The sequence below is a fragment of the Cupriavidus sp. 01L45 genome (assembly GCF_056399885.1).
In genome coordinates this window covers 36,673-56,225 of record NZ_JBFTSG010000004.1, presented here as the reverse complement: position 1 = coordinate 56,225, position 19,553 = coordinate 36,673, and the positions used below count along the sequence as shown (strand labels likewise).

At 66.7% G+C, this 19,553-nt stretch carries 19 protein-coding genes; 9 read left to right on the top strand and 10 right to left on the bottom strand.

The annotated features are described in order from the left end of the window. Positions 1-38 precede the first annotated feature (38 nt). The 3 genes from AC1DT6_RS03845 to AC1DT6_RS03835 all read right to left on the bottom strand — a co-directional run bounded on the left by AC1DT6_RS03845 (position 39) and on the right by AC1DT6_RS03835 (position 3,718). Positions 39-845: an acid phosphatase gene (locus AC1DT6_RS03845; RefSeq protein ID WP_441627743.1), complete on the bottom strand. Its 807-nt coding sequence runs from the start codon at positions 843-845 to the stop codon at positions 39-41. Positions 846-1,017: 172 nt separating this feature from the next. Further along, positions 1,018-2,766: a class I adenylate-forming enzyme family protein gene (locus AC1DT6_RS03840; protein ID WP_477114434.1), complete on the bottom strand. Its 1,749-nt coding sequence runs from the start codon at positions 2,764-2,766 to the stop codon at positions 1,018-1,020. Positions 2,767-2,953: 187 nt separating this feature from the next. Continuing rightward, entirely contained in the window at positions 2,954-3,718 is a 765-nt protein-coding gene (locus AC1DT6_RS03835; protein WP_035861350.1) for an SDR family oxidoreductase, read from the bottom strand. A gap of 368 nt (positions 3,719-4,086) precedes the next feature. Between AC1DT6_RS03835 and AC1DT6_RS03830 the strand changes: the two genes are divergently transcribed. Continuing rightward, the gene (locus AC1DT6_RS03830; RefSeq protein ID WP_441627739.1) at positions 4,087-4,860 is read left to right on the top strand and encodes a TraB/GumN family protein; all 774 of its coding nucleotides are present in this window, start codon (positions 4,087-4,089) and stop codon (positions 4,858-4,860) included. A gap of 17 nt (positions 4,861-4,877) precedes the next feature. On the opposite strand, the gene AC1DT6_RS03825 is transcribed toward AC1DT6_RS03830, so the two are convergent. Both AC1DT6_RS03825 and AC1DT6_RS03820 read right to left on the bottom strand, forming a co-directional pair. Beyond that, positions 4,878-5,735, bottom strand: coding sequence for an arylamine N-acetyltransferase family protein (locus AC1DT6_RS03825; RefSeq protein WP_477102082.1), 858 nt, complete (start codon positions 5,733-5,735; stop codon positions 4,878-4,880). 66 nt (positions 5,736-5,801) lie between these two features. After that, positions 5,802-6,512 (bottom strand): Crp/Fnr family transcriptional regulator, encoded by a 711-nt coding sequence (locus tag AC1DT6_RS03820; protein WP_441627735.1) that lies wholly within the window; start codon positions 6,510-6,512, stop codon positions 5,802-5,804. A 139-nt stretch (positions 6,513-6,651) separates the two neighbouring features. Here AC1DT6_RS03820 and AC1DT6_RS03815 point away from each other — a divergent pair, with 139 nt between their 5' ends. Then, positions 6,652-7,149: an Mpo1 family 2-hydroxy fatty acid dioxygenase gene (locus tag AC1DT6_RS03815; RefSeq protein WP_441627733.1), complete on the top strand. Its 498-nt coding sequence runs from the start codon at positions 6,652-6,654 to the stop codon at positions 7,147-7,149. Here the strand turns inward: AC1DT6_RS03815 and AC1DT6_RS03810 are convergent. After that, the gene (locus AC1DT6_RS03810) at positions 7,130-8,059 is read right to left on the bottom strand and encodes a LysR substrate-binding domain-containing protein (protein WP_441627731.1); all 930 of its coding nucleotides are present in this window, start codon (positions 8,057-8,059) and stop codon (positions 7,130-7,132) included. The genes AC1DT6_RS03815 and AC1DT6_RS03810 overlap by 20 nt on opposite strands. Before the next feature lie 134 nt (positions 8,060-8,193). On the opposite strand from AC1DT6_RS03810, the gene AC1DT6_RS03805 reads away from it, so the two are divergent. Beyond that, positions 8,194-9,213: a DUF1338 domain-containing protein gene (locus AC1DT6_RS03805; RefSeq protein ID WP_441627729.1), complete on the top strand. Its 1,020-nt coding sequence runs from the start codon at positions 8,194-8,196 to the stop codon at positions 9,211-9,213. Positions 9,214-9,231: 18 nt separating this feature from the next. Here the strand turns inward: AC1DT6_RS03805 and AC1DT6_RS03800 are convergent, their stop codons facing one another. The 3 genes from AC1DT6_RS03800 to AC1DT6_RS03790 are packed head-to-tail and all read right to left on the bottom strand — an operon-like array spanning position 9,232 to position 11,630. Continuing rightward, positions 9,232-10,560 carry a sensor histidine kinase gene (locus tag AC1DT6_RS03800; protein ID WP_477111211.1) on the bottom strand — a complete coding sequence of 443 codons (1,329 nt, stop codon included), beginning with the start codon at positions 10,558-10,560 and terminating at the stop codon, positions 9,232-9,234. Between the two features lie 3 nt (positions 10,561-10,563). Then, positions 10,564-11,229, bottom strand: a complete 666-nt coding sequence (locus tag AC1DT6_RS03795; protein ID WP_441637713.1) for a response regulator transcription factor — start codon at positions 11,227-11,229, stop codon at positions 10,564-10,566. Between the two features lie 5 nt (positions 11,230-11,234). Next, positions 11,235-11,630: a PepSY domain-containing protein gene (locus tag AC1DT6_RS03790; RefSeq protein WP_447430857.1), complete on the bottom strand. Its 396-nt coding sequence runs from the start codon at positions 11,628-11,630 to the stop codon at positions 11,235-11,237. Positions 11,631-11,802: 172 nt separating this feature from the next. On the opposite strand from AC1DT6_RS03790, the gene AC1DT6_RS03785 reads away from it, so the two are divergent. The 6 genes from AC1DT6_RS03785 to AC1DT6_RS03760 all read left to right on the top strand — a co-directional run bounded on the left by AC1DT6_RS03785 (position 11,803) and on the right by AC1DT6_RS03760 (position 18,586). Then, positions 11,803-12,045: a hypothetical protein gene (locus AC1DT6_RS03785; RefSeq protein WP_441636707.1), complete on the top strand. Its 243-nt coding sequence runs from the start codon at positions 11,803-11,805 to the stop codon at positions 12,043-12,045. 198 nt (positions 12,046-12,243) lie between these two features. Continuing rightward, a complete protein-coding gene (locus AC1DT6_RS03780) occupies positions 12,244-13,206 on the top strand; it encodes a cyclase family protein (RefSeq protein WP_441636709.1) in 963 nt (320 codons plus the stop codon). Between the two features lie 117 nt (positions 13,207-13,323). After that, positions 13,324-15,006: a class I adenylate-forming enzyme family protein gene (locus tag AC1DT6_RS03775; RefSeq protein ID WP_441636711.1), complete on the top strand. Its 1,683-nt coding sequence runs from the start codon at positions 13,324-13,326 to the stop codon at positions 15,004-15,006. Between the two features lie 302 nt (positions 15,007-15,308). Continuing rightward, complete coding sequence (locus AC1DT6_RS03770) at positions 15,309-15,776, top strand: HU family DNA-binding protein (RefSeq protein ID WP_035861317.1); 468 nt, start codon at positions 15,309-15,311, stop codon at positions 15,774-15,776. 154 nt (positions 15,777-15,930) lie between these two features. Then, positions 15,931-16,905 (top strand): alpha/beta hydrolase, encoded by a 975-nt coding sequence (locus tag AC1DT6_RS03765; protein WP_441636713.1) that lies wholly within the window; start codon positions 15,931-15,933, stop codon positions 16,903-16,905. Positions 16,906-16,996: 91 nt separating this feature from the next. Further along, complete coding sequence (locus tag AC1DT6_RS03760) at positions 16,997-18,586, top strand: FMN-binding glutamate synthase family protein (RefSeq protein WP_441636715.1); 1,590 nt, start codon at positions 16,997-16,999, stop codon at positions 18,584-18,586. Between the two features lie 9 nt (positions 18,587-18,595). On the opposite strand, the gene AC1DT6_RS03755 is transcribed toward AC1DT6_RS03760, so the two are convergent. Further along, entirely contained in the window at positions 18,596-19,510 is a 915-nt protein-coding gene (locus AC1DT6_RS03755; protein WP_441636717.1) for a helix-turn-helix domain-containing protein, read from the bottom strand. Positions 19,511-19,553 lie beyond the last annotated feature (43 nt).

Sequence of the window (19,553 nt, the reverse complement as noted above, 5' to 3'; positions counted from 1 at the left end):
CGGCCGCCTTGCCCGCCTGCCGCGGGCAAGGCGGCTTGCTAGTTGGCAAGCGGCGCCAGCGCCTCGCTTTCGGCCCGGCAGTCGCCGGTGGGCTTCAGGCCCTTGGCGCGGACGTCGGCAAGCTCCGACCTGGCAGCCGCCAGATCCGCAAGGAAAGCGGGGTCGGCATGCAGCCGCGCCACGGTGGCTGCGCCCATGATGCGGCCCTGCATCGCATCGCTTTGCCAATGCACATTGCAGACCAGCCGGCTCTGCCCATAGGCCAGCCCGCGCGCCAGGATCGCATTCGACTGTTGGGGCGCGATTTCCGCCAGGATCAGTGCCCATGCCCAGCCAACGGCGTTATGCCCCGACGGGTAGGAGCCGTCCTTGGAAAGCATGGGCTCTTCGGCGGACGTGCAAGTCGGCTGATGGTTCACCCTGAAGGGCCGGGCGCGCGCATATTTGTCTTTTACGCCGTAGGTGGATAGTCCCGCATCGGCCAGGGTCCGGCGCAGCAGCAGGTAGAGCCTGGGCGTCTGCTCCTGCGATACCGGTGCGTCCAGGGCGCAGGAGAAGACATCGGCGGCCTGCGGGAATTTCAGGTTGGCGTCCTGGACCGCCAGCCGCCAGCGCGCCGTACCGCGCAGGGGCAGGTTGGCACGCGCGATCTCGTCGTCCAGCGCCTGGGCGGCTGAGCCGGGGGCGGGCGGTGGCGGTACGAGTGCCAGGCTGTCGGGCCGTGCCTGCGCCGGCAGGTAGCCGGCAAGAATCCCGGGCCGGATCTCCGGCACCGGGGCCGCGGCACTACCTTGCCCCTGGCTGGCGCATCCGGCTGCGATCAACGCGCCGGACAGGACGGACAAAGTCGCGATCCGGTTGATGAATGGCGAAAAATGCCTGGATGAATGGCTTGTCTGCATCTGATAGGTGTTTCCCTGTTATTCCCGTCGGACCGGCGTGGCACCGGCAAGCCTGGCCGACGTGCCCCCTTTCACGGCGACCGGGTTGCTATGCGTGCCTGGCTAAAGCCCGGCCTCAGGCCGCCGCGTCGAACATCTTGCGCAGAGTCGATTTCAGGATCTTGCCATTGGCATTGCGTGGCAGCATGTCGGGGCAGAAGACGATCCGCACCGGTACCTTGAAGGCTGCCAGCCGCTCGCCCACGAACGCCTGCAGCTCGGCCTCCGTCGCTTGCGCACCCGGCTTGAGGCTGACCACCGCCGCCGGTTCTTCGCCCAGCGTGCGGTGGGCGATGCCCACCAGCGCCGCGTCCATCACCGCCGGGTGATCGTACAGCGCGCTCTCGACCTCGATGCAATAGATGTTCTCGCCGCCGCGGATCAGCATGTCCTTCATGCGGTCGACGATATAGACGAACCCTTCCTCGTCCAGCCGCGCAATGTCGCCGGTCTTGAGCCAGCCGTCGATGAACGTCTGCGCGGTGGCTTCCGGCTTGTTCCAGTAACCGCGCACCACATTGGCGCCTCGCACCATCAGTTCGCCGGTTTCGCCGGTGGGCAAGCTGCGGCCGCGTCCATCCACCACCTTCATCTCGCCGATGGGCAGTGCCGGCCCGCCGCTTTCCGGGCGCGCTACATATTCCTCGGCGCTGTGGCTGGTGAAGGTGGCCGAGGTCTCGGTCATGCCCCAGCCGATGCCGGGCGCCGAGTGCGGGAACACCTCGGTGATGCGGCGCACCAGTTCGGCCGACGCGGGTGCGCCGCCGTAATTGACGTTTTCCAGCGAGGACAAGTCGAAGCGCTCGCGCTCCGGATGCTCGATGATCTGCCACGCGATGGTGGGGACACCGCCAGCCGCCGTGCAGCGCTCGCGTTCGATCAGTCCCATGGCGCGCACCACGTCCCAGCGGCGCATCAGTACGATCTTGGTGCCGCTGGCCAGCGCGCCGTTTAGCACCGCCATGCAGCCGGTGACGTGGAAGAAGGGCACCGACAGCAGCATGCCTTTCTGCGGTGCGGCAGGGTCAGGGGCCGGGATGGCTTCGCCGCGGCGCAGGCAATTGCGCATCGGGCTGAACGCGGCGGCCACCGCCACGTTTGTGGCATTGCGGTGGGTGCCAAGCGCGCCCTTGGGCTTGCCGGTGGTGCCCGAGGTGTAGAAGATGGTGGCGTCGTCGTCGGCGTGGAGCGGGATGTCCGGCACAGGCAACCCGGGCAGCGCGGCCCATTGCGCGGGCGTGCCGATCAGGCCTTCCAGCGCCGCGATGCGCGCGTCGGCCTGTGGCGCGGTGGCGCGGCTGACGTAGATCTTTTGCAGCGCGGGGCAGCCCGGCAGATGCTCCAGGATGCGGCCCAGGCGCTCGTCATCCACGATGGCGATCTTGCTGCCGGAGTCGGCCAGGCCGTATTCCAGTTCGGCGCCGGTCCACCAGGCATTGAGCGGCGTGACGATGGCGCCGGCCAGCARSGCGCCRWAGAASRCCRCCGGCCATTCSGGCAGGTTGCGCATGGCCAGCGCAACGCGATCGCCCTTGCGCACGCCGTCGCGGATCAGCGCATGCGCGATGGTCAGCGCGGCACGGCCGAACGCGTCATAGGACACGCGTTCGTCTTCATAGACGACGAAGGTCTTGTCACCCAGCGCGCGGGCTTGCAGGAAAAGGTCGCGCAGCGTGGCCGGCGCGTTTTTCCAGACGGTGGTGGAGATGCCCCGGATCACGCGCGTTTCGGTTTCGAAAGGGGCGCCGGGAGCGGTAAGGCGGGCGTGCGCTTCGGCCAGGCTGATGGCCGGCCAGGACTTAGCGGTTTGCGGGTTGTTCGACATCGATGCCTCCCTGACTGCATGGCAGGATGGGCAGCGCTCTGGCGTGCCGGCGAGGCACGCGTGCCCGCGCGCATCGCCCACCCGGAGAGCCGGGCGGCAATGGGTGCGGGCACGGTGCGCCCCGGCTCAGGCCTCAAGCTTCAGGCTTGGAGCGAGCCCGTAAAGGGAACAACGGGTGCGGCGTGGCTCAGATCGTGACGCCGCCGTCCACCACCATGGCCTGGCCGGTCATGAAGGTGCTGGCAGCCGAGGCCAGGAACACCGCGGCGCCGGCAATTTCCACCGGTTCGCCGATGCGGCGCAGCGGCGCGCCCTGCGTCGACAGCTTGTAGCGCTCCGGATCTTCCCACAGCGCCTTGGCAAAATCGGTACGGATCAGGCCCGGTGCGATGCAGTTCACGCGCACGTTGTGCGGACCGAACTCCACCGCGAGGTTGCGCGCCAGCTGGAAGTCGGCCGCCTTCGAAACGTTGTACACGCCGATGGTGGGCGAGCCGCGCAGGCCGCCGATGGACGACACGATGATGATCGAGCCGTCCTTGCGCTCGATCATCTGCGGCGCGACCATCTGAATCAGCCAGTGGTTGGAGATGACGTTGTTGTCCAGCACCTTGCGGAACTGTTCGTCGGTGACCCCGCTCATCGGGCCGTAGTAGGGATTGGAGGCGGCGTTGCAGACCAGCACGTCGATCTTGCCGAACGTGCTGTTGGTTGTGTCGACCAGGTGCTGGAGATCTTCCTTGGAGGAGATATTGGCCGGTACGGCGATGGCGGTGCCGGCACCATGCCTGGCATTGATGGCATCGACGACTTCCTGGCAGGCCTCGGCCTTGCGCGAGGAAATCACCACTTTGGCCCCTTGTACCGCCATCTGCTCCGCGATGGCACGGCCAATGCCGCGTGAAGAGCCGGTGACGACGGCAACCTTGCCGGTCAGGTCGAACAATGACATGCGTGTCTCCTGGTGTCCTGGTCCTCGCGGGGCGGGACCAGATGTTCTGTAAAGGGCGCTATCGAAACTTCCTATTGGCAGCATCGCCGGATGCGTGTTCTGCACAGCGGATCATGCGGCGGTGCCGTGCGGCCAGGCCGCTGATCGCGCGTCCGGCAATCCTACCGCCCGGTACATTATGGTTGGGCGCTATCGCGCAGTCCACACACAAATCCGCGCCTGGCCCGGCTTATCAGCGTTTTTTCTTTTGGCAATGAGCGCGGTGCATAACGTGCGTGCGATGCGCGCGCAAGGGTATGCTTGCAGCGTGCCCGGCGTGCAACGCGTCGCCCGGCCATACCAATCATTCAGGACAAGGCAAGCGCCACATGCTCTGGCAAATCAGGAATACCGAGGTCTACCTGCTCGGGGCGATCCACGTGCTGGATGCGCCGTTATCGGCCCTGGAGCGAGCCGCTGAGCAAGCCTGGCACGCGTCGGCCCGCATCGTCTTCGAGGTAGCGCTGGACCGGCAACCGGATTTCGGCGCGGCGTATTTCCCGGACGGCGATGGACTCAGCCAGCATCTGCCGCCTGCCACGTTCGAACAGGTGCGGGCGCTATGGCTGGACTTCGGGCTGCCCGGTGCGGAACTGGAACACCTGCGTCCCGTGTTTGCTGCAATGCACCTGCAGTTCGCGCTGGCCGCGCGGCACGGCATCCTGGCGCAGCATGGCGTCGATCGTTTCCTGTGGACGCGCGCCACGGCGGAAGGACGGGCGACGGATGCGCTGGAAGACGGTACCGAAGCGCTGCGCATGCTGCAGGGCGTGCCGCTTGATGAGCAGATGTCGATGCTGGCCTTCTTCGCCGAGCAACCCGAACTCGCCGCCGCGGAGCCGGCCGACATGGTGCGATGGTGGCGGCAGGGGCAAGCCGAACCGTTCGCCAGGCTGCTTGCGCAGCGCCGGGCACAGTGGCCGTGCTCGCTGGCGGTCCTGGTCGACGCGCGCAACCGGCAATGGATGCCGAAGATCCGGTCGCTGATCGCGGACCGCGTGCCGACCCTGATCGTGGCGGGCGCGCTGCATATGGTCGGGGACGCGGGCCTGCCGGCGCTGCTTGAGGCGGCAGGCTTCGAGGTACGCTCTGAATCTGGCTGAAGCCGGCTGAAGCGCGCCTAGCTTGATCGCCGCGCTGCGATCAACGCGGGCAGCATCCGCGTTAGTTGATCCCGGTCGGCAGGATCCAGCGCGAGGCCGAAGCTGTCCGCCAGCGCTTCGATGATTGCCGCCGGGGTTTCCAGGCGCTGGCGTTGCGCGCTGCCATCGCCAGCGCGTACGGTAAGGTCGTCGTTGACCAGCGTCAGCCGGCTGCCGCCCTGCGAGCGCGCCATGGTCAGTGCGTTGCGGAACAGGCTGTCGGGATGGGTTGAGGTGTACCAGTTGCGCGGTTCGAAATCGATCGCCTGCTGCGGCGAAAGATCGAATCGGTAGAGCTTGAGCCAGCCATTTGCGCCGCCGACTTCCAGGTCGTAGAGATGAAACGCGGCGCCTGGCGTATCCACCGCTGCCAGGCGGTAAGGGAATGCTGCATCGGCTCGCTCCGTCTGCGGCAGCGGCATCGCGCGATACGGGTTGGGGCCGCCGAAGCCCACGTCCACGATATAGCTGTGATGTGCCGCTTCCACGCGCAGCAGCATATGCGATTGCATGGTGGGCACATCGTCAGGGACATTCCACCGCACCCGCGCGGCGAGCGCTGTAACGCCATAGCCAAGCGTTCGCAGCACGGCGGCAAGCAAGGTGTTCTGCTCGAAACAGTAGCCGCCGCGCGCCTGCGTGACCAGCTTGTCGAAGACTGCGTCCAGGCCAATGCGGATCGGGCGCCCGAGCAGCACGTCGACATTTTCAAACGGAATATGCTCCAGGTGCGCGGCAATCAGGCTGTCGAGCGCCGCAAGGTCCGGCTGGCCGGGCTGCGGATGGCCGATGCGCTCGAGATAAGCGTGCAGGCGGATGTCGTCTAGCGTAGTCATGTGGTCATGTCGATGTTTGCCTTGCGCTAGCCGCGCAGGCTGAAGTGTCGGGAAGTCATGGCGGGCTCATTCCAGCGCCAGCAGCGCCGGCAGGTCGAGCAGCTCGATGTCCGCGTAATGCAGGCGCAGGAGCCCTCGCGTTTCGAGCTCGCGCAGAGCCTGGTTGACCGTCTGGCGAGACAACCCGAGCATCTGGCCAAGCTGTTCCTGCGGGATGTGTACGGAGCGGCGCTCCAGTCCGGGCTGGTTGCCGTAAGCCTGCGCCATGGCCACCAGCCGGCGCGCGGTGCGCGCGAGCGGGGGCAGCAATTGCGTTTCTTCCACGTAATGGAACGCCTCCCGGGTCTTGGCTGCGAGCAGCTTGCCAAATTCGCGCCACCATTCGGGATGCGCGGACAGCATCGCATAGAGCCTGTCGCGCTGCAGGTGCAGCACGGTGGCCGCGCTGGTGGCGTGGGCATCGTGCGTGCGGGCCAGTCCGTCGAACAGGCAGATCTCGCCAAACCAGTTGCCCGGTTCCAGCAGGCCGAGCAGGGCCGCCTTGCCCGACTCGCTGTGGGTGTCGATCTGCACCGTGCCGGCCACCACGGCGTAGATGCCATCAAAGGCGTCGCCACGGGCAAACAGCAACTGGCCGGCCGCGAGCTTGCGGCTGACGGCGTCCCGCAGCAGGGTGTCCTGCAGAGCCGCCGGCAAGGTGCCGAACCAGCTGCCGCCACGCAGGACGCGCAGCGGATCCGGGGACGGCTCCTGCCGTTCGCGGGGCGCCAAGCGCATGATGATCTCCTTTTATCGGCGCCATGCCGGATTGTCAGAAACCGGACAGACGGGCTTTTCCCTGCCTATTACTATACGGCCACAACAGGCGGCCACCATAAAGCAGCCGCGATAACGATGCCCTGGCAGGAGGAGCCCCGTGAAGACCCTGATCGACCACTTGGCCAACTACGCAGCCTATCACCGCAACGCGCGCAACGTGTTCACCCATTTCATCGGCATTCCCATGATTGTGCTGGCCGTGACCACGCTGCTGGCCCGCCCGGCCATGACGCTCGGCGAAGGCCCGGCGTACCTGACCCCGGCCATGGTGGTGTACGGGTTGTCCTGCCTGTTCTACCTGCGCCTGTCGGCGGGTTTCGGGCTGGCGATGACACTGATCCTGGCCGGTTTCGTGTACCTCGGCGACGCGATCGCGGCGCTATCCACCGGCGTGTGGCTGGCCTGGGGCGTCGGCCTGTTCGTGGCGGGCTGGCTGATCCAGTTTGTCGGCCACTATTACGAAGGCCGCAAGCCGGCGTTTGTGGACGATCTGGCCGGACTGCTGATCGGGCCGCTGTTCCTGGTGGCGGAAGCCGCCTTTGCCGCAGGCCTGGCGCGGGAGACACGCGAGGCCGTCATCGCCCACGCGCAATGACAGGATCCCCCTGCGCGCCGCACTCCAGCAACCAGCCGCGTAGCTGCAGGACCTTGTCGTCGGGTGCCAGGCCGCGCCGGTGAGCGAAGTAATAGGCCTTGCGATTGTCGATGCCGGCCGGCAGCGCGGTGAATGGCACCACCAGCCGGCCCTGCGCCAGTTCCTCGGTGATCAGGATGCGTGGGATCAGGGCTACGCCGACGCCGGCCGCCGCCGCCTGCGCCAGCATGGTGTAGAGGTCGTAGCGCGGGCCGCGCAAGGCTTGCGCCGGCTGCGCCGCGCCCGCGGCGGCAAGCCAGTCGCTCCAGGCGCGCAAGCGCGTGTTCAGGTGGAGCAGCGGAAGGTCAAGCAGTTGATCCAGGCCCAGTTGCTTGCGGCGTCCCAGCAGGGACGGACTGCACACCGGGACCGAAGGGCCTTCTTCCAGGATGCGCTCGCCTTCGGTCCCCGGCCACAATCCCTCGCCGTAATAGATCGCCGCGTCGAAAGCGGTATCGCTAAGCTCGAATGCCTCGGTGCGCGCCGACAGGTGCAGCGTCAGGTCAGGCAGGGCGCGGGCGAGCAGCGGCAGGCGCGGGATCAGCCACTGGCTGGCAAAGGTGGGCCCGATCGCCAGCTCGATGGCGCGCCCGCGCGGACGCTGGGCCATCACATCCAGCGTGACCTGCTCGATCTGGTCGAGCCGCTCCCGCACTTCCTCGGCATAGGTCCCGCCCGCTGGCGTCAGCACGATGCGCTTGCGGATGCGGTGGAAAAGCGGCACGCCCAGCCGCGCTTCCAGGCCGGCGATCTGACGGCATACCGCGCTTTCCGTTACCGCCAGTTCGTCCGCGGCGCGGGTAAAACTGCCAAGCCGTGCCGCGGCCTCGAACATCTGCAGCGCCGTGAGACTGGGAATGCCTTTGCGCATAATGCGTTTTTGGAAGGAAGTTGGTGCGAAGTTATCAATTGTACGAAGTCTGCCGCGGTCGCACAATAAGACCCGCCCGGGGGCCGTCGGCTCCCGCTATCCCCTGAAAACAAACGAATTCCAGCGCATTGACCATGACGAAGCCGAATCTGCAACGCCTCCTCGAGACCGTTTGTGGCGAGACACAAGCAGCACAGTTGCTGCAATTGATGAATGTTTCGCCGCAACTGCTGTCTTCCAGCAGCCAACAAGCCAGCCGTGCCGAAGTAGCGCAGGCGCTCAATATGGTGCTGTTCGCTGGCATCCTCGAACGCGTGCCGACGGGCATGGCCTATACGCGCGACGTCATCGAGGCGGGCGGCCAGGTAGTGTTCGACCACGGCGCGCTGCGCACGGTCAAGTGGGAATGCGGCGACCTGCCTGCGGGCGAGATCGCCTTCACCCGCATCCTCGCACCGCTGGGCTACCGCCTCAACGGCACCTATCCGCTCGATCGCATCGGCATGACGGGCCGCTCCTACGCGCATGCCGACCTGCCGGACGACATCGCGCAGTACTTCCTGAGCGAACTGCACCCCGAGCGTTTCAGCGCGGCATTCCAGGCCGCGGTATCGCGCGTGGTGTCGGCGTCCGCCGACCCCCTCGATGACGATGCCGTGGCGCAGCTGGCCGTGCTGGAGCGCGATGCCAGCCTGCCGATGGCCGACGCGGCTCGGCTGGTGCCCAAGCTGGCCGCCTGCTTCGACCGTCATCATGCCGAGCCGGCGCTGGCCGACTATGAATTGCTGCTGAAGGAATCGGCCGAGATGGCCTGGATTTCCACCGAGGGCAATGCGTTCAACCATGCCACCGACCGCGTGGCGGACGTGCGCGCCGTGGCCGACGCGCAACGCGGCCTGGGTCGTCCGATCAAGGATACGGTGGAAGTGTCGCGCTCCGGGCGGGTCTTGCAGACGGCGTTCAAGGCGGACCCGGTGGAGCGCCGGTTTGTCGGTGCCGACGGCACCGTGGTAAAGCGCACCGTGCCGGGCTCGTTCTATGAGTTCATCACGCGCGATTTCGTGCCCGCCTCGGAAGCCGCGGGCGGCACGCTGGACCTGTCCTTCGATGCCGGCAATGCCCAAGGCATCTTCAAGATGACGGCTGCCTGCTGACAGGCAAGGGCGGGCCTGTCATGCCTGGCCCGCCGGCAGCCGCAGGCGGGCCAGCAGCCCGCCCAGGTCGCTGCCGCCTAGCGCCAGTCCTCCCTCGTAAAGGGCTGCCATCTCGCTGACGATGGCCAGCCCCAGTCCGCTGCCGGCAGCGGACTCATCCAGGCGCCCGAAGCGGGCCGTAGCCAGTTCGCGCGCTTCGGGCGGCATGCCCGGACCATCGTCTTCCACCACGATTTCGAGCATGCCTGCCTGCTCCGCGAGCCTGACGCGAACGCGCGAGCGGGCCCACTGGCAGGCATTGTCGAGCAGGTTGCCGAGGATCTCGATCAGGTCCTGGCGGTCGCCGGCAAAGTGCCCGCTGCCTTCCACTTCGATGACGATCTCGCGCCCGCTGTGCAGGCGCGTAAGCGCGCGCGCCAGCTCGGCCGCCGCCGGACCGGCCTCGATACGGGCACCGCGAGCACCGGCCGCACCGGCCGCGCGTGCGCGCGCCAGGTGGCGATCCACCTGCCGGCGCATCGCTTCGACCTGCGCGGCGGCGGCGCGGGCCGCCTCGCCGGGCAACCGCCCGGCTTCGTTGGCAAGGATGGCAAGCGGTGTCTTGACCGCATGGGCGAGATCGGCGGCCTGGCGCCTGGAGCGCTCCAGCGCATCGGCGTTGCGCGCCAGCAAGGTATTGATTTCATTGACCAGCGGCACCACTTCGGTCGGCCACGTCCCCCCTAGCCGGGTCTCGCGGCGTGCCTGTAGCGCGGCCAGCGCCCTGCGCAACCGCGCCAGCGGCGCCAGGCCGAATTTCACCTGGGCCGCCACCGCCAGCAGCAGTCCGGCGCCGAGCGCCGTCAGCGACCAGCCCAGCAACCGGTTGAAGGCCTGGCGCGCGGCGCGCAGCTCGGTGCGGTCCAGTGCGACCGAGAGCGTCACCGGCGTGTCCGCCGACGCCAGCACGATCGGGCGCGATACCACCAGCAACGATTGCCCGTTGGGCCCGGGCCGGATTTCCGCGTGACTGCCCGCCACCTGGTTGCCCACCGTGGCAGGCATCTCGGCATCCCAGAGCGAGCGCGAGCGCAACGTGGCACCCTTTGCCTGCGCCTGCCAGTAGGCGCCGGAATAGGGCAGTTCGTAGCGCGGATCGGCCGGCGCGCGCGTCAGCGCGAGCTTGCCGTCGGGACTCCAGTCGAGCGCGGCGGCCAGGCTGGTGAGCTGGTTGTCGAGCTGGCGCACATAGGTCTCGTTGACATGGCGCGCGAACAGCGTGGAGAGCAGCCAGCCGGTGCCGCCAAGCGCGGCGGCCAGCCAGATAGCCGCGACCGCGAGCAGCCGGATGGCTAAGGAGTGGCGCATGGATCAGGCGGTGGGCGGGCGCAGCCGGTAACCCTGGCCGCGCACCGTCTCGATCACGTCGACGCCGAGCTTGCGCCGCAGCCGGCCGACGAACACTTCGATCGTATTGCTGTCGCGATCGAAATCCTGCGCGTAGATGTGCTCGGTCAGCACCGCTTTGCTGATGATCGCGCCCGGGTGGTGCATCAGGTAATCGAGCACCTTGAACTCATGCGCGGTCAGCACCACGGCGGCGCCATCGACCGTCACCACGCCCGTGCGTGCGTTCAGGCGCACCGGTCCGCAGGCGAGTTCGGGCGCGGCCATGCCGTGGGCGCGCCGGATCAGGGCGCGGATGCGCGCCAGCAACTCTTCCATGCGGAAGGGCTTGGCGAGATAGTCGTCGGCCCCGGCATCGATGCCTTCCACCTTGTCGGTCCAGCTATCGCGCGCGGTCAGGATCAGCACCGGCAGGTTCACCTGCGCCGCGCGCCAGCGGCGCAACACGGATAGCCCGTCAAGGCTGGGCAGGCCAAGATCGAGCACCACGGCATCGTAGGGCTCTTCGGCGCCCAGGTGCCAGCCATCGATGCCGTCGGCCGCCGTATCGACCGCGTAGCCCGCGTCGACCAGGCTCGCATGGATCTGCGCGGCCAGCGTGGGTTCGTCTTCTACCAGGAGGATGCGCATGGGGATCAGGATTTCTTGCGGGCCTGCTCAAGGCCGTGTCCCTTGGCCTTGAGCAGCGTGGCGGTCTTGGCGTCGTATTCCAGCTTGGCCACCGAGCCGCCCGGCAGCAGCAGCTTGACCTCGTATTGCCAGACGCCGTCGTCGCGGTCGAGCTTGACGCCGATCACATCGCCCGCGTATTGGGCCGATACCGCTTCCAGGATGCGCGTGAGCGGCAGGATTTCGCCGGACTGCACGGCCGCCCGGGCGCGGTCGGCATCCTTGTCGGCATGGGCTGGCGGCGCGGCCGCCAGCAGCAAAGCCAGGGCCGCCGCCAGCGGCAGCAGCGCACGCGCCGCGCGCGGCGGCCAGGTGGGCGAGGAGGCAGTGCGCGCAGGACGCGCGCCGCGGAATGGAAGCAATGGTGTAAGGAAGCGGGGCAATACGGGAGCGGGCAAGCCTTGGTCGATCGGAGCAGTGTGCCGGGGCCTGCCTGAACGGAAGCTGAACGGCGTGCTCAGCCTCGGTTCAGGCTGGGGTTACCACAATGGACGCCGTTCATCGTCACGCTCACCGCTAAACAGGAGTCAGGCCATGCAAAGCGTCCGCATCCCCAATGATAGTCCTTCCGGCATCGACCACCGCGCCACGCGCGATGGTCTCGCGCTGGCCGCGGCCGTGCTGGTCGTCCTCGCGGGCGTTGTCGCGCTGTTCTGGGCGCAGGCCGATGCCCGGGCTGTGCTGCACGAATGGAAGCACATGGACAGCGGCCTGTCGATGATCGTGCTTGGCGCGCTGGTGCTCGGACCACTGCTGGCTTTCGGGCTGGACGACTGAGCGCGCACCCTTGGGATTCCCTGGATTTCCGGCGGGTTTTCCATGTATGGACAACGTTCGTTCCCTGGTCCTACACTCGACCCACAATAAAAACGCACGACCGTTCGCATTTATTGGCTCCGAGCATGATGGACCATGCACGCCGGGCATGACCGCGAAGTGCGATTCCACAGGGTCAATCCACCAAGGAGACATGGCATGGAATCAAAGAACGTCCCGCTGGTTGCCGAGCTGTTGCGCGATGCGCCGAAAAACTGGGGCAAATGGGGCCCGGACGACGAGGTCGGTTCGCTGAACTATCTCACCCAGGCGGAGGTGTTGCGCGGCGTGGCCTCCGTGCGCTCCGGCAAGACCTTCACCCTGCAGATCCAGATGGGCAATCCCGCCGGCGACCCCGTCTGGCCGGGGCGCTCGCAGGCGCGCCGCCTGAACGTGATGGACAAGGGCCATTACCTTTGCGGCAAAGGTCCGAAGTTTCCGGGCGAAGGCGAGTACGCTGACGACATGATGATCATGTACCTGCAGGGCTCGACCCAGTACGATGCCCTGGGCCATGTCTGGTACGGCGACCAGCTGTGGAGCGGCTACGATGCCAGGTCCACCATCGGCGGGCTGGACAAGGCCAGCGTCCTGCCGATCGCGGAGCGTGGCGTGGTAGGGCGGGGCGTGCTGATCGACATGGCGCGGCATCGCGGCAAGGATGTGCTCGACCCTGGCGAAACCTTCACCCACCACGACCTGCTGGCCGCCGCCGAAATGCAGGGCGCGCGCATCGAGAAGCGCGACATCCTGGTGATCCGCACCGGCTGGATCGGCTCTTTCTACAAGCGCGACCAGGCCGAGTTCTACCGCAATTTCGTCGAGCCGGGCCTGACCTATAGCCCGGAGCTGGTCGAGTGGTTCCATCGCATGGAAATCCCCAACCTCGTCACGGACACCATCGCCAACGAGGTAACCGTGGACCCGGTATCGGGCGTGACCCTGCCGCTGCACAACGCCCTGATGCGCAACCTGGGCGTCACGCTGACCGAGATCGCCCAGCTCGATCCGCTGGCGACGGATTGCGCCGAAGACAAGCAGTGGGCCTTCCTCTATACGGCTGCACCGCTCAAGGTCGTAAACGGGAGCGGCGCACCGGTCAACCCGGTGGTGATCAAGTAAGGCCCGGCGGCCTGCCAGGCGGCGGTGCCCAACGGGCATCCCACGCCGGGCGGCCGTCAGTTCCGTTCCGGCCAAGCGCTATCCTGACACTACCCGCCGCGCATATCGAGGTGCCTCATGACGCCCTATGAAGAAAAGCCCTGGCTTTCCAGCTACAACGCCGGCCAGCCGCACATCATTACCCCGCAATTTACCGATGCGCTGACCATTTTCCGGGCTGCCGCAAGCCGCGCGCCGGCAAGCCCGGCGATTCACTATTTCGATGCCACGCTCACTTATGGCGAGCTCGATTCGCTTTCCGACGCGCTGGCAGTAGCGCTGTCATCGCGCGGCTGCACGCGTGGCGAGCGTATCGCGCTGTACTTGCAGAACGTACCGCAGTTCGTTATCGGCCTGGTCGCCGCGTGGAAACTCGGCGCCATCGCGGTGCCGGTCAACCCCATGAACCGCGCGCGTGAACTGCGTTTGGTGCTGGCGGACTCCGGCGCCAAAGTACTGATTTGCCACGAATCCCTCTACGCGGACGTGGTCAAGGGCCTGTTCGAAGCGGAGCGCGGCGGCCAGGCCGATGCCGGCATGCCCCTTGCGCTGCCGGCGGTGATCACCACCTCCGAACTCGATTTCCAGACGCGCAACGATTCCCGCCTGTTTGCCGCATCCAGGCGCCAGCCCGCCGAAGGCGTGCCCGACATGCTGGCGCTGGTGCAGACGCATCACGGCCAGCGTCCGGCGCCGCTCACGCCGGCGGCCAGCGATATCGCGATGCTGGTGTACACATCCGGCACCACCGGGGTGCCCAAGGGCGCGATGAACACGCACGGCAATGTCGCTTTCAATGCGCAGGTGTACCGCGACTGGATCGGCTTGCGCGAAGGCGGTCCGATCCTGGGCGTGGCGCCGCTCTTTCATATCACCGGCCTGGTGGGCCACATCGCCGCGGCTTTCATCTGCGCCGCGCCGCTGGTGCTGGCCTGCCGCTTCGAGCCGGGCGTGATTCTGGAAGCCATCCGCGACCGGCGGGTGGCGTTCACGATCGGCTCGATCACGGTGTTCATCGCGCTGATGAACCATCCCGATGCCACCCGCGCGCATTTCGCCACGCTGGACAAGATCTATTCGGGCGGCGCACCGATCCCACCGAGCGTGGTGGCGCAGTTCCGCGGCAAGTTTGGGCACTATATCCACAACGGCTACGGCCTGACCGAGACCAATTCGCCCACCCATGTGGTGCCGCTGGGCCGGGAGGCACCGGTGGACCCCGCGTCCGGCACGCTGGCGATCGGCTTGCCCGCCTTCAACGTCGATTCCTTTATCGGCGACGACGCGGGCGAACCGGTACCCGTGGGCGAAGTCGGCGAGATCATCTCGCGCGGGCCGATGATCGTGCCGGGGTACTGGAACAAGCCGGAAGAGACGGCCAAGGCCATGGCCGGCGGCTATTTTCACACTGGCGACGTCGGTTTCATGGATGCGCAAGGCTGGTTCTACCTGGTCGACCGCAAGAAGGACATGATCGTTGCCGGCGGCTACAAGGTCTGGCCGCGCGAGGTGGAGGATGTTCTGTACACCCATCCCGCGGTGCGCGAGGCGGCCGTGGTGGGCATGCCAGACGCCTATCGCGGCGAGACGGTGAAGGCCGTCGTCAGCCTCAAGCCGCAGGCGAGCGTCACGCCGGAAGCACTGCAGGCCTGGTGCAAGGAGCGCATGGCGGCCTATAAATACCCGCGCGTGGTGGAAATCATCGACGAGTTGCCGAAGATGGTGACCGGCAAGATCCTGCGGCGCGAGCTGCGCGGTTGAGGCCGGAGCGCGCGTGGCAAAAAAGATAAAAACACGCGTTTAGCCCTTGTATATAGGGTCCGGCGACCTATCCACTGCTGCGTCCGCGCGACAGAACGGCAGGCCGCAAGAGACAAAACCTCAAAAAACCCCGGGGAAAACCCCGGTTTTTGCGTTGGCATGTGCGAAAACCCCTTGACGTCCCGTAGTTTCCGCTATGATTCAGTCGATGCCGCACGCCGATAGTCGATCGACGAAGCGTCGAGCGACATCGGATGCCACATCCCGTGCGACATCATTCTGTTCAACTCATCTTTATAGATATGGCGACCAAAGCGAATCCGACCGCGAAGACTGCAACCAAGACCGCTGCCAAGAAGGCACCGGCAACCAAAGCTGCACCTGTAAAGGCTGCTGCCAAGAAGGCCGCGCCGGCCAAGAAGGCTGCTCCCGCAGCTGCCGCGGTAACCCCGCGTCCGCTGAAGGAAACCTTCAACAAGTCGAGCCTGGTCGCTCATCTGGTAGCACAGACCCAGTTGGAGGCCAAAGCCGTGAAGACGGTGCTGGCTCATCTGGAAAACACCATCGTCAGCGCGCTGCACAAGAAGGGCGCAGGCGAGTTCACGCTGCCCGGCCTGATGAAGGTTACGGCCCAGCAAGTGCCCGCCAAGAAGAAGCGCTTCGGCAAGGACCCGTTCTCCGGTGAAGAGCGTTGGTTCCCGGCCAAGCCCGCCAGCGTCAAGGTCAAGGTGCGCCCGCTGAAGAAGCTGAAGGACGCAGCAGCTGCCTGATCGGGGCCTGTTTCCAGCTTGAAAAGGAGCCGCTAGCCGGCTCCTTTTTTGTATCTGGCGTTTGCACTGCGGGCATGCCGTGTGCATTCGCAGGTGCGCCGCGGCGCCTCAGCCGGCAGTGAATGAAGCCGGTGCAATACTCCGGGAGATCGTCATGCCAAGCATCCAGTACCGCCTGTGGCGGCTAGCCCTGCGCCTGGTCCGGCGCAAACACCGTTTTTCCAGTGCGCAGGCGCTGCACGAAGAGATTCGCCGCCGCCGCAAGATCGGCCGGGCGGATCCCTCGCCGCGCTTGCTGGCGCGCCATGAAATCAGCATGGAACTGGTTGCCGGCGTGGGGGTCTACACCGTGCGCCCGCGGGGCGCCGACAGCGGCCGCCAGATTCTCTACCTGCACGGCGGCGGCTACGTATTCGATATCGTCAGCCAGCACTGGGACTTCATCGGCAAGCTGGTGGATGCCCTTGGCGCGACGGTGATCGTGCCGATCTATCCGCTGGCGCCGGAACATACCTACCGCGACGTGTTTGCCGGGATGCTGCCGCTCTACGACCAGATCGTGCAGCGCCAGCCGCCCGCCAGCCTGACCGTGATGGGCGATTCGGCCGGCGGCGGCATGGCGCTCGCGCTGGCGCAGATCGCGCGCGATTCCGGGCGCGCGCTGCCCGGCAGGCTGGTGCTGATGTCACCGTTCGTGGACGCGACAGGGAGCAACCCGGGCATCGATGCGCTCGAACCGCTGGACCCGATGCTGTCCAAGCCAGGCGGCATCGAGTGCGGCCGGGTCTATGCCGGCGGTGATCCCGTCACGCTGCCGCAGGTCAGCCCCATCTACGGCAGCCTGCGTGACCTGCCGCCGGTGACGCTGTTCATCGGCACCCATGACGTGTTGCTGCCCGACTGCCGCGCCTTCCGCCTGCTCGCGCAGGAACAGGGATTGCCGCTGCGGTACTACGAATACGAGGGCATGTTCCACGTGTGGATGCTGTTGCCGATGCCGGAAGCCGACGCAGCGTTCGCGCAGATCGTAGCCGCCGTGCAGGCCGACGACAGCGCACAGCGGCACCCGCCGGGCCTGGCCCCGCTCTGCGCGGAAGCGGAAACCGCGGACCACGCAGGGCAACGGTAGCGCCCGGGGTGCAACCCGGCGGGAGCGCAGGCCGCGAGGAACGGCGATAATCGCGGGGTTGCCGGCCAACTGCCGGCCTTTAGGAGTCCCCATGTTTTCTCGTCGTTACGGCGCGGTCTGGCTGACCGTGCTCGCGTTGCTCGCGCTGGCGGCGCTCGCCGCCATGCAACGGATTTCCCCGGCATGGCTGGCGGCGCCGGTCGCGCTGCTGTTGGTCGGTTTGTACGACATTGGCCAGTCGCGCCACTCCATCCTGCGGAACTATCCGGTCTGGGGCCACCTGCGCTTCTTCTTCGAGTTCATCCGCCCGGAGATCCGCCAGTATTTCATCGAGGACGACACCAACGAGATGCCGTTCTCGCGCCAGCAGCGCAGCCTCGTCTACCAGCGCGCCAAGAACGAGGTCGACAGCCGGCCCTTCGGCACCGAGATCGATGTGCGCCTGGCGGGCCACGAGTGGATCAGCCATTCGCTGGCGCCGACCCGCATCCCCTCCGCCGACTTCCGCATCACCGTGGGCGAGGGCCGCGCCCAGCCTTACTCGTTATCGATCTTCAACGTCTCGGCGATGAGCTTCGGCGCGCTGTCCGGCAACGCGATCCGTTCGCTCAACCGGGGCGCAAAGCTTGGCGGCTTTATCCACGACACCGGCGAAGGCTCGATCTCCCCGTACCACCGCGCCGAAGGCGGCGACCTGATCTGGGAGGTGGCCTCCGGCTACTTTGGTTGCCGCCGCGCGGACGGTGGCTTCGATCCCGACAAGTTCGCCGAGCAGGCGCGCTCGCCCCAGGTCAAGATGATCGAGGTCAAGCTCTCGCAAGGCGCCAAGCCGGGCCATGGCGGCGTACTGCCGGCGGCCAAGGTCACGCCGGAAATTGCCGCCACGCGCGGCATCGCCATGGGCGAGGACTGCATCTCGCCGGCCACGCACAGCGAATTCTCCACGCCGCTGGGCCTGCTGCAGTTCGTCGACCGGCTGCGCACGCTGTCCGGTGGCAAGCCGACCGGGTTCAAGCTCTGCATCGGGCACCCATGGGAGTTCTTCGGTATCGTCAAGGCCATGCTGGAATCGGGCATCCTGCCGGACTTCATCGTGGTGGACGGCGCCGAAGGCGGCACCGGCGCGGCGCCGCTGGAGTTCGTCGACCATATCGGCGTTCCGCTGCAGGAGGGGTTGCTGCTGGTCCACAACACGCTGGTCGGCGTGAACCTGCGCGACAAGATCCGCATCGGCGCCAGCGGCAAGATCATTACCGCGTTCGACGTGGCACGCACGCTGGCCACCGGTGCCGACTGGTGCAACTCGGCGCGCGGCTTCATGTTTGCGCTCGGCTGCGTGCAGGCGCAAAAATGCCATACCGACCGCTGCCCCGTGGGCGTGGCCACGCAGGATCCGGTGCGCCAGCGCGCCATCGTGGTGCCGGACAAGGCGGATCGCGTAGCCAGCTTCCACCGCCAGACGCTGCATGCGTTGCTGGAAATCCTGCAGGCAGCCGGCCTGCATCATCCTGCCGATCTCAAGCCGCACCATATCGTGCGGCGTATCTCGCCCAACGAAGTGCGGCTGATGTCCGAACTGCTCAAGTTCCTGACGCCGGGAGACCTGATCAACGGGAATTTCCGCTACCAGCTCTACGAGAAGTATTGGCCGCTGGCGCGCTCCGACAGTTTCTCGATGTAAAGCGCCGCGCTAGCGCGCGGCTTGCGGCGCCGGCAGGCGGGCGCGCCCGTGCTGGCGGAATGCGCTGGGCGCCTGCCCAACATGCTTGGCAAAGAAGCGCGCGAAATACGCGGCATCCGCAAAGCCCAGCGTCGAGGCGATCTGCTTGATATCGAGATCGCTATAGAGCAGATCGCGCTGCGCCTCCACGATCAGGCGCGAATGGATCAGCTGCAGCGCGCTCCTGCCGGCAAGCTGCTGGCAGATGCGGTTGAGCTGGGTGGGCGAGATGCCGAGCGTGTCGGCGTAGCCCGCCAGATCCTGGTGGTTCCGAAAACGAGCCTCCACCAGTTGCTGGAACTGCTGAAAATGGCGTGCGGTCCTGCCTGCCGGCTGCGCCCCGGTTGCACCCGCGCCCGAAGCGCGCCGGGCAATACCCACCAGCAGCAAGGACAGCAGCGCCGACAAGGCCGCGCCGCGCCACAGCGAGACCGCGTTCATCTCCGCACGAAACAGTTCCAGCGCTCCGGCGAGCACGGTGGCGTCATCGCGCTCGCCGCGGGCCGGGTCACCGAACTGGTCGTGGTAGGGCCGCTCGAACAGCGGCAGCGCATCCGGCACGCCAGCCAGCAGCGTGTGCAGGTAGTGATCGGTCATGGTGATCACGATGCCGTCCACGTCAGGCGTAAACCGAAAGCCATGCACGCAGCGCGGCGGCACCGTCACCACAGTGCGCGAGCCCAGCGGGTACTCGCGGTCGTCGAGCAGCGCGCGGCCGCCCCCCTGGTGCACGTAGAGAACCTGGAAGAAGCGCTCGTGGCGGTGCGGCTTGATTTCCCAGTCGTTGATTCCGCTGCGCTCCGGGATCGACTCGAAATGCAGTTGTTCCAGCAAGGGCTCGTTGGAGTTGACCCCGTAGAGCGAGTAGGTCGGGACGGTTTTCATGGGGCAGGGGCGGCACCGGGGTGCCAATTGTCCCGCCAGGGGG

Excerpts from the sequence above, each read along its gene's own strand:
- AC1DT6_RS03805 (WP_441627729.1), top strand. The coding sequence starts at position 8,194 with ATGACGAAGCCGAATCTGCAACGCCTCCTCGAGACCGTTTGTGGCGAG.
- AC1DT6_RS03820 (WP_441627735.1), bottom strand. The coding sequence starts at position 6,512 with ATGCGCTTGGCGCCCCGCGAACGGCAGGAGCCGTCCCCGGATCCGCTG.
- AC1DT6_RS03800 (WP_477111211.1), bottom strand. The coding sequence starts at position 10,560 with ATGCGCCACTCCTTAGCCATCCGGCTGCTCGCGGTCGCGGCTATCTGG.
- AC1DT6_RS03780 (WP_441636709.1), top strand. The coding sequence starts at position 12,244 with ATGGAATCAAAGAACGTCCCGCTGGTTGCCGAGCTGTTGCGCGATGCG.
- AC1DT6_RS03760 (WP_441636715.1), top strand. The coding sequence starts at position 16,997 with ATGTTTTCTCGTCGTTACGGCGCGGTCTGGCTGACCGTGCTCGCGTTG.
- AC1DT6_RS03810 (WP_441627731.1), bottom strand. The coding sequence starts at position 8,059 with ATGCGCAAAGGCATTCCCAGTCTCACGGCGCTGCAGATGTTCGAGGCC.
- AC1DT6_RS03770 (WP_035861317.1), top strand. The coding sequence starts at position 15,309 with ATGGCGACCAAAGCGAATCCGACCGCGAAGACTGCAACCAAGACCGCT.
- AC1DT6_RS03830 (WP_441627739.1), top strand. The coding sequence starts at position 4,087 with ATGCTCTGGCAAATCAGGAATACCGAGGTCTACCTGCTCGGGGCGATC.
- AC1DT6_RS03795 (WP_441637713.1), bottom strand. The coding sequence starts at position 11,229 with ATGCGCATCCTCCTGGTAGAAGACGAACCCACGCTGGCCGCGCAGATC.
- AC1DT6_RS03755 (WP_441636717.1), bottom strand. The coding sequence starts at position 19,510 with ATGAAAACCGTCCCGACCTACTCGCTCTACGGGGTCAACTCCAACGAG.
- AC1DT6_RS03775 (WP_441636711.1), top strand. The coding sequence starts at position 13,324 with ATGACGCCCTATGAAGAAAAGCCCTGGCTTTCCAGCTACAACGCCGGC.
- AC1DT6_RS03835 (WP_035861350.1), bottom strand. The coding sequence starts at position 3,718 with ATGTCATTGTTCGACCTGACCGGCAAGGTTGCCGTCGTCACCGGCTCT.
- AC1DT6_RS03825 (WP_477102082.1), bottom strand. The coding sequence starts at position 5,735 with ATGACTACGCTAGACGACATCCGCCTGCACGCTTATCTCGAGCGCATC.
- AC1DT6_RS03765 (WP_441636713.1), top strand. The coding sequence starts at position 15,931 with ATGCCAAGCATCCAGTACCGCCTGTGGCGGCTAGCCCTGCGCCTGGTC.
- AC1DT6_RS03785 (WP_441636707.1), top strand. The coding sequence starts at position 11,803 with ATGCAAAGCGTCCGCATCCCCAATGATAGTCCTTCCGGCATCGACCAC.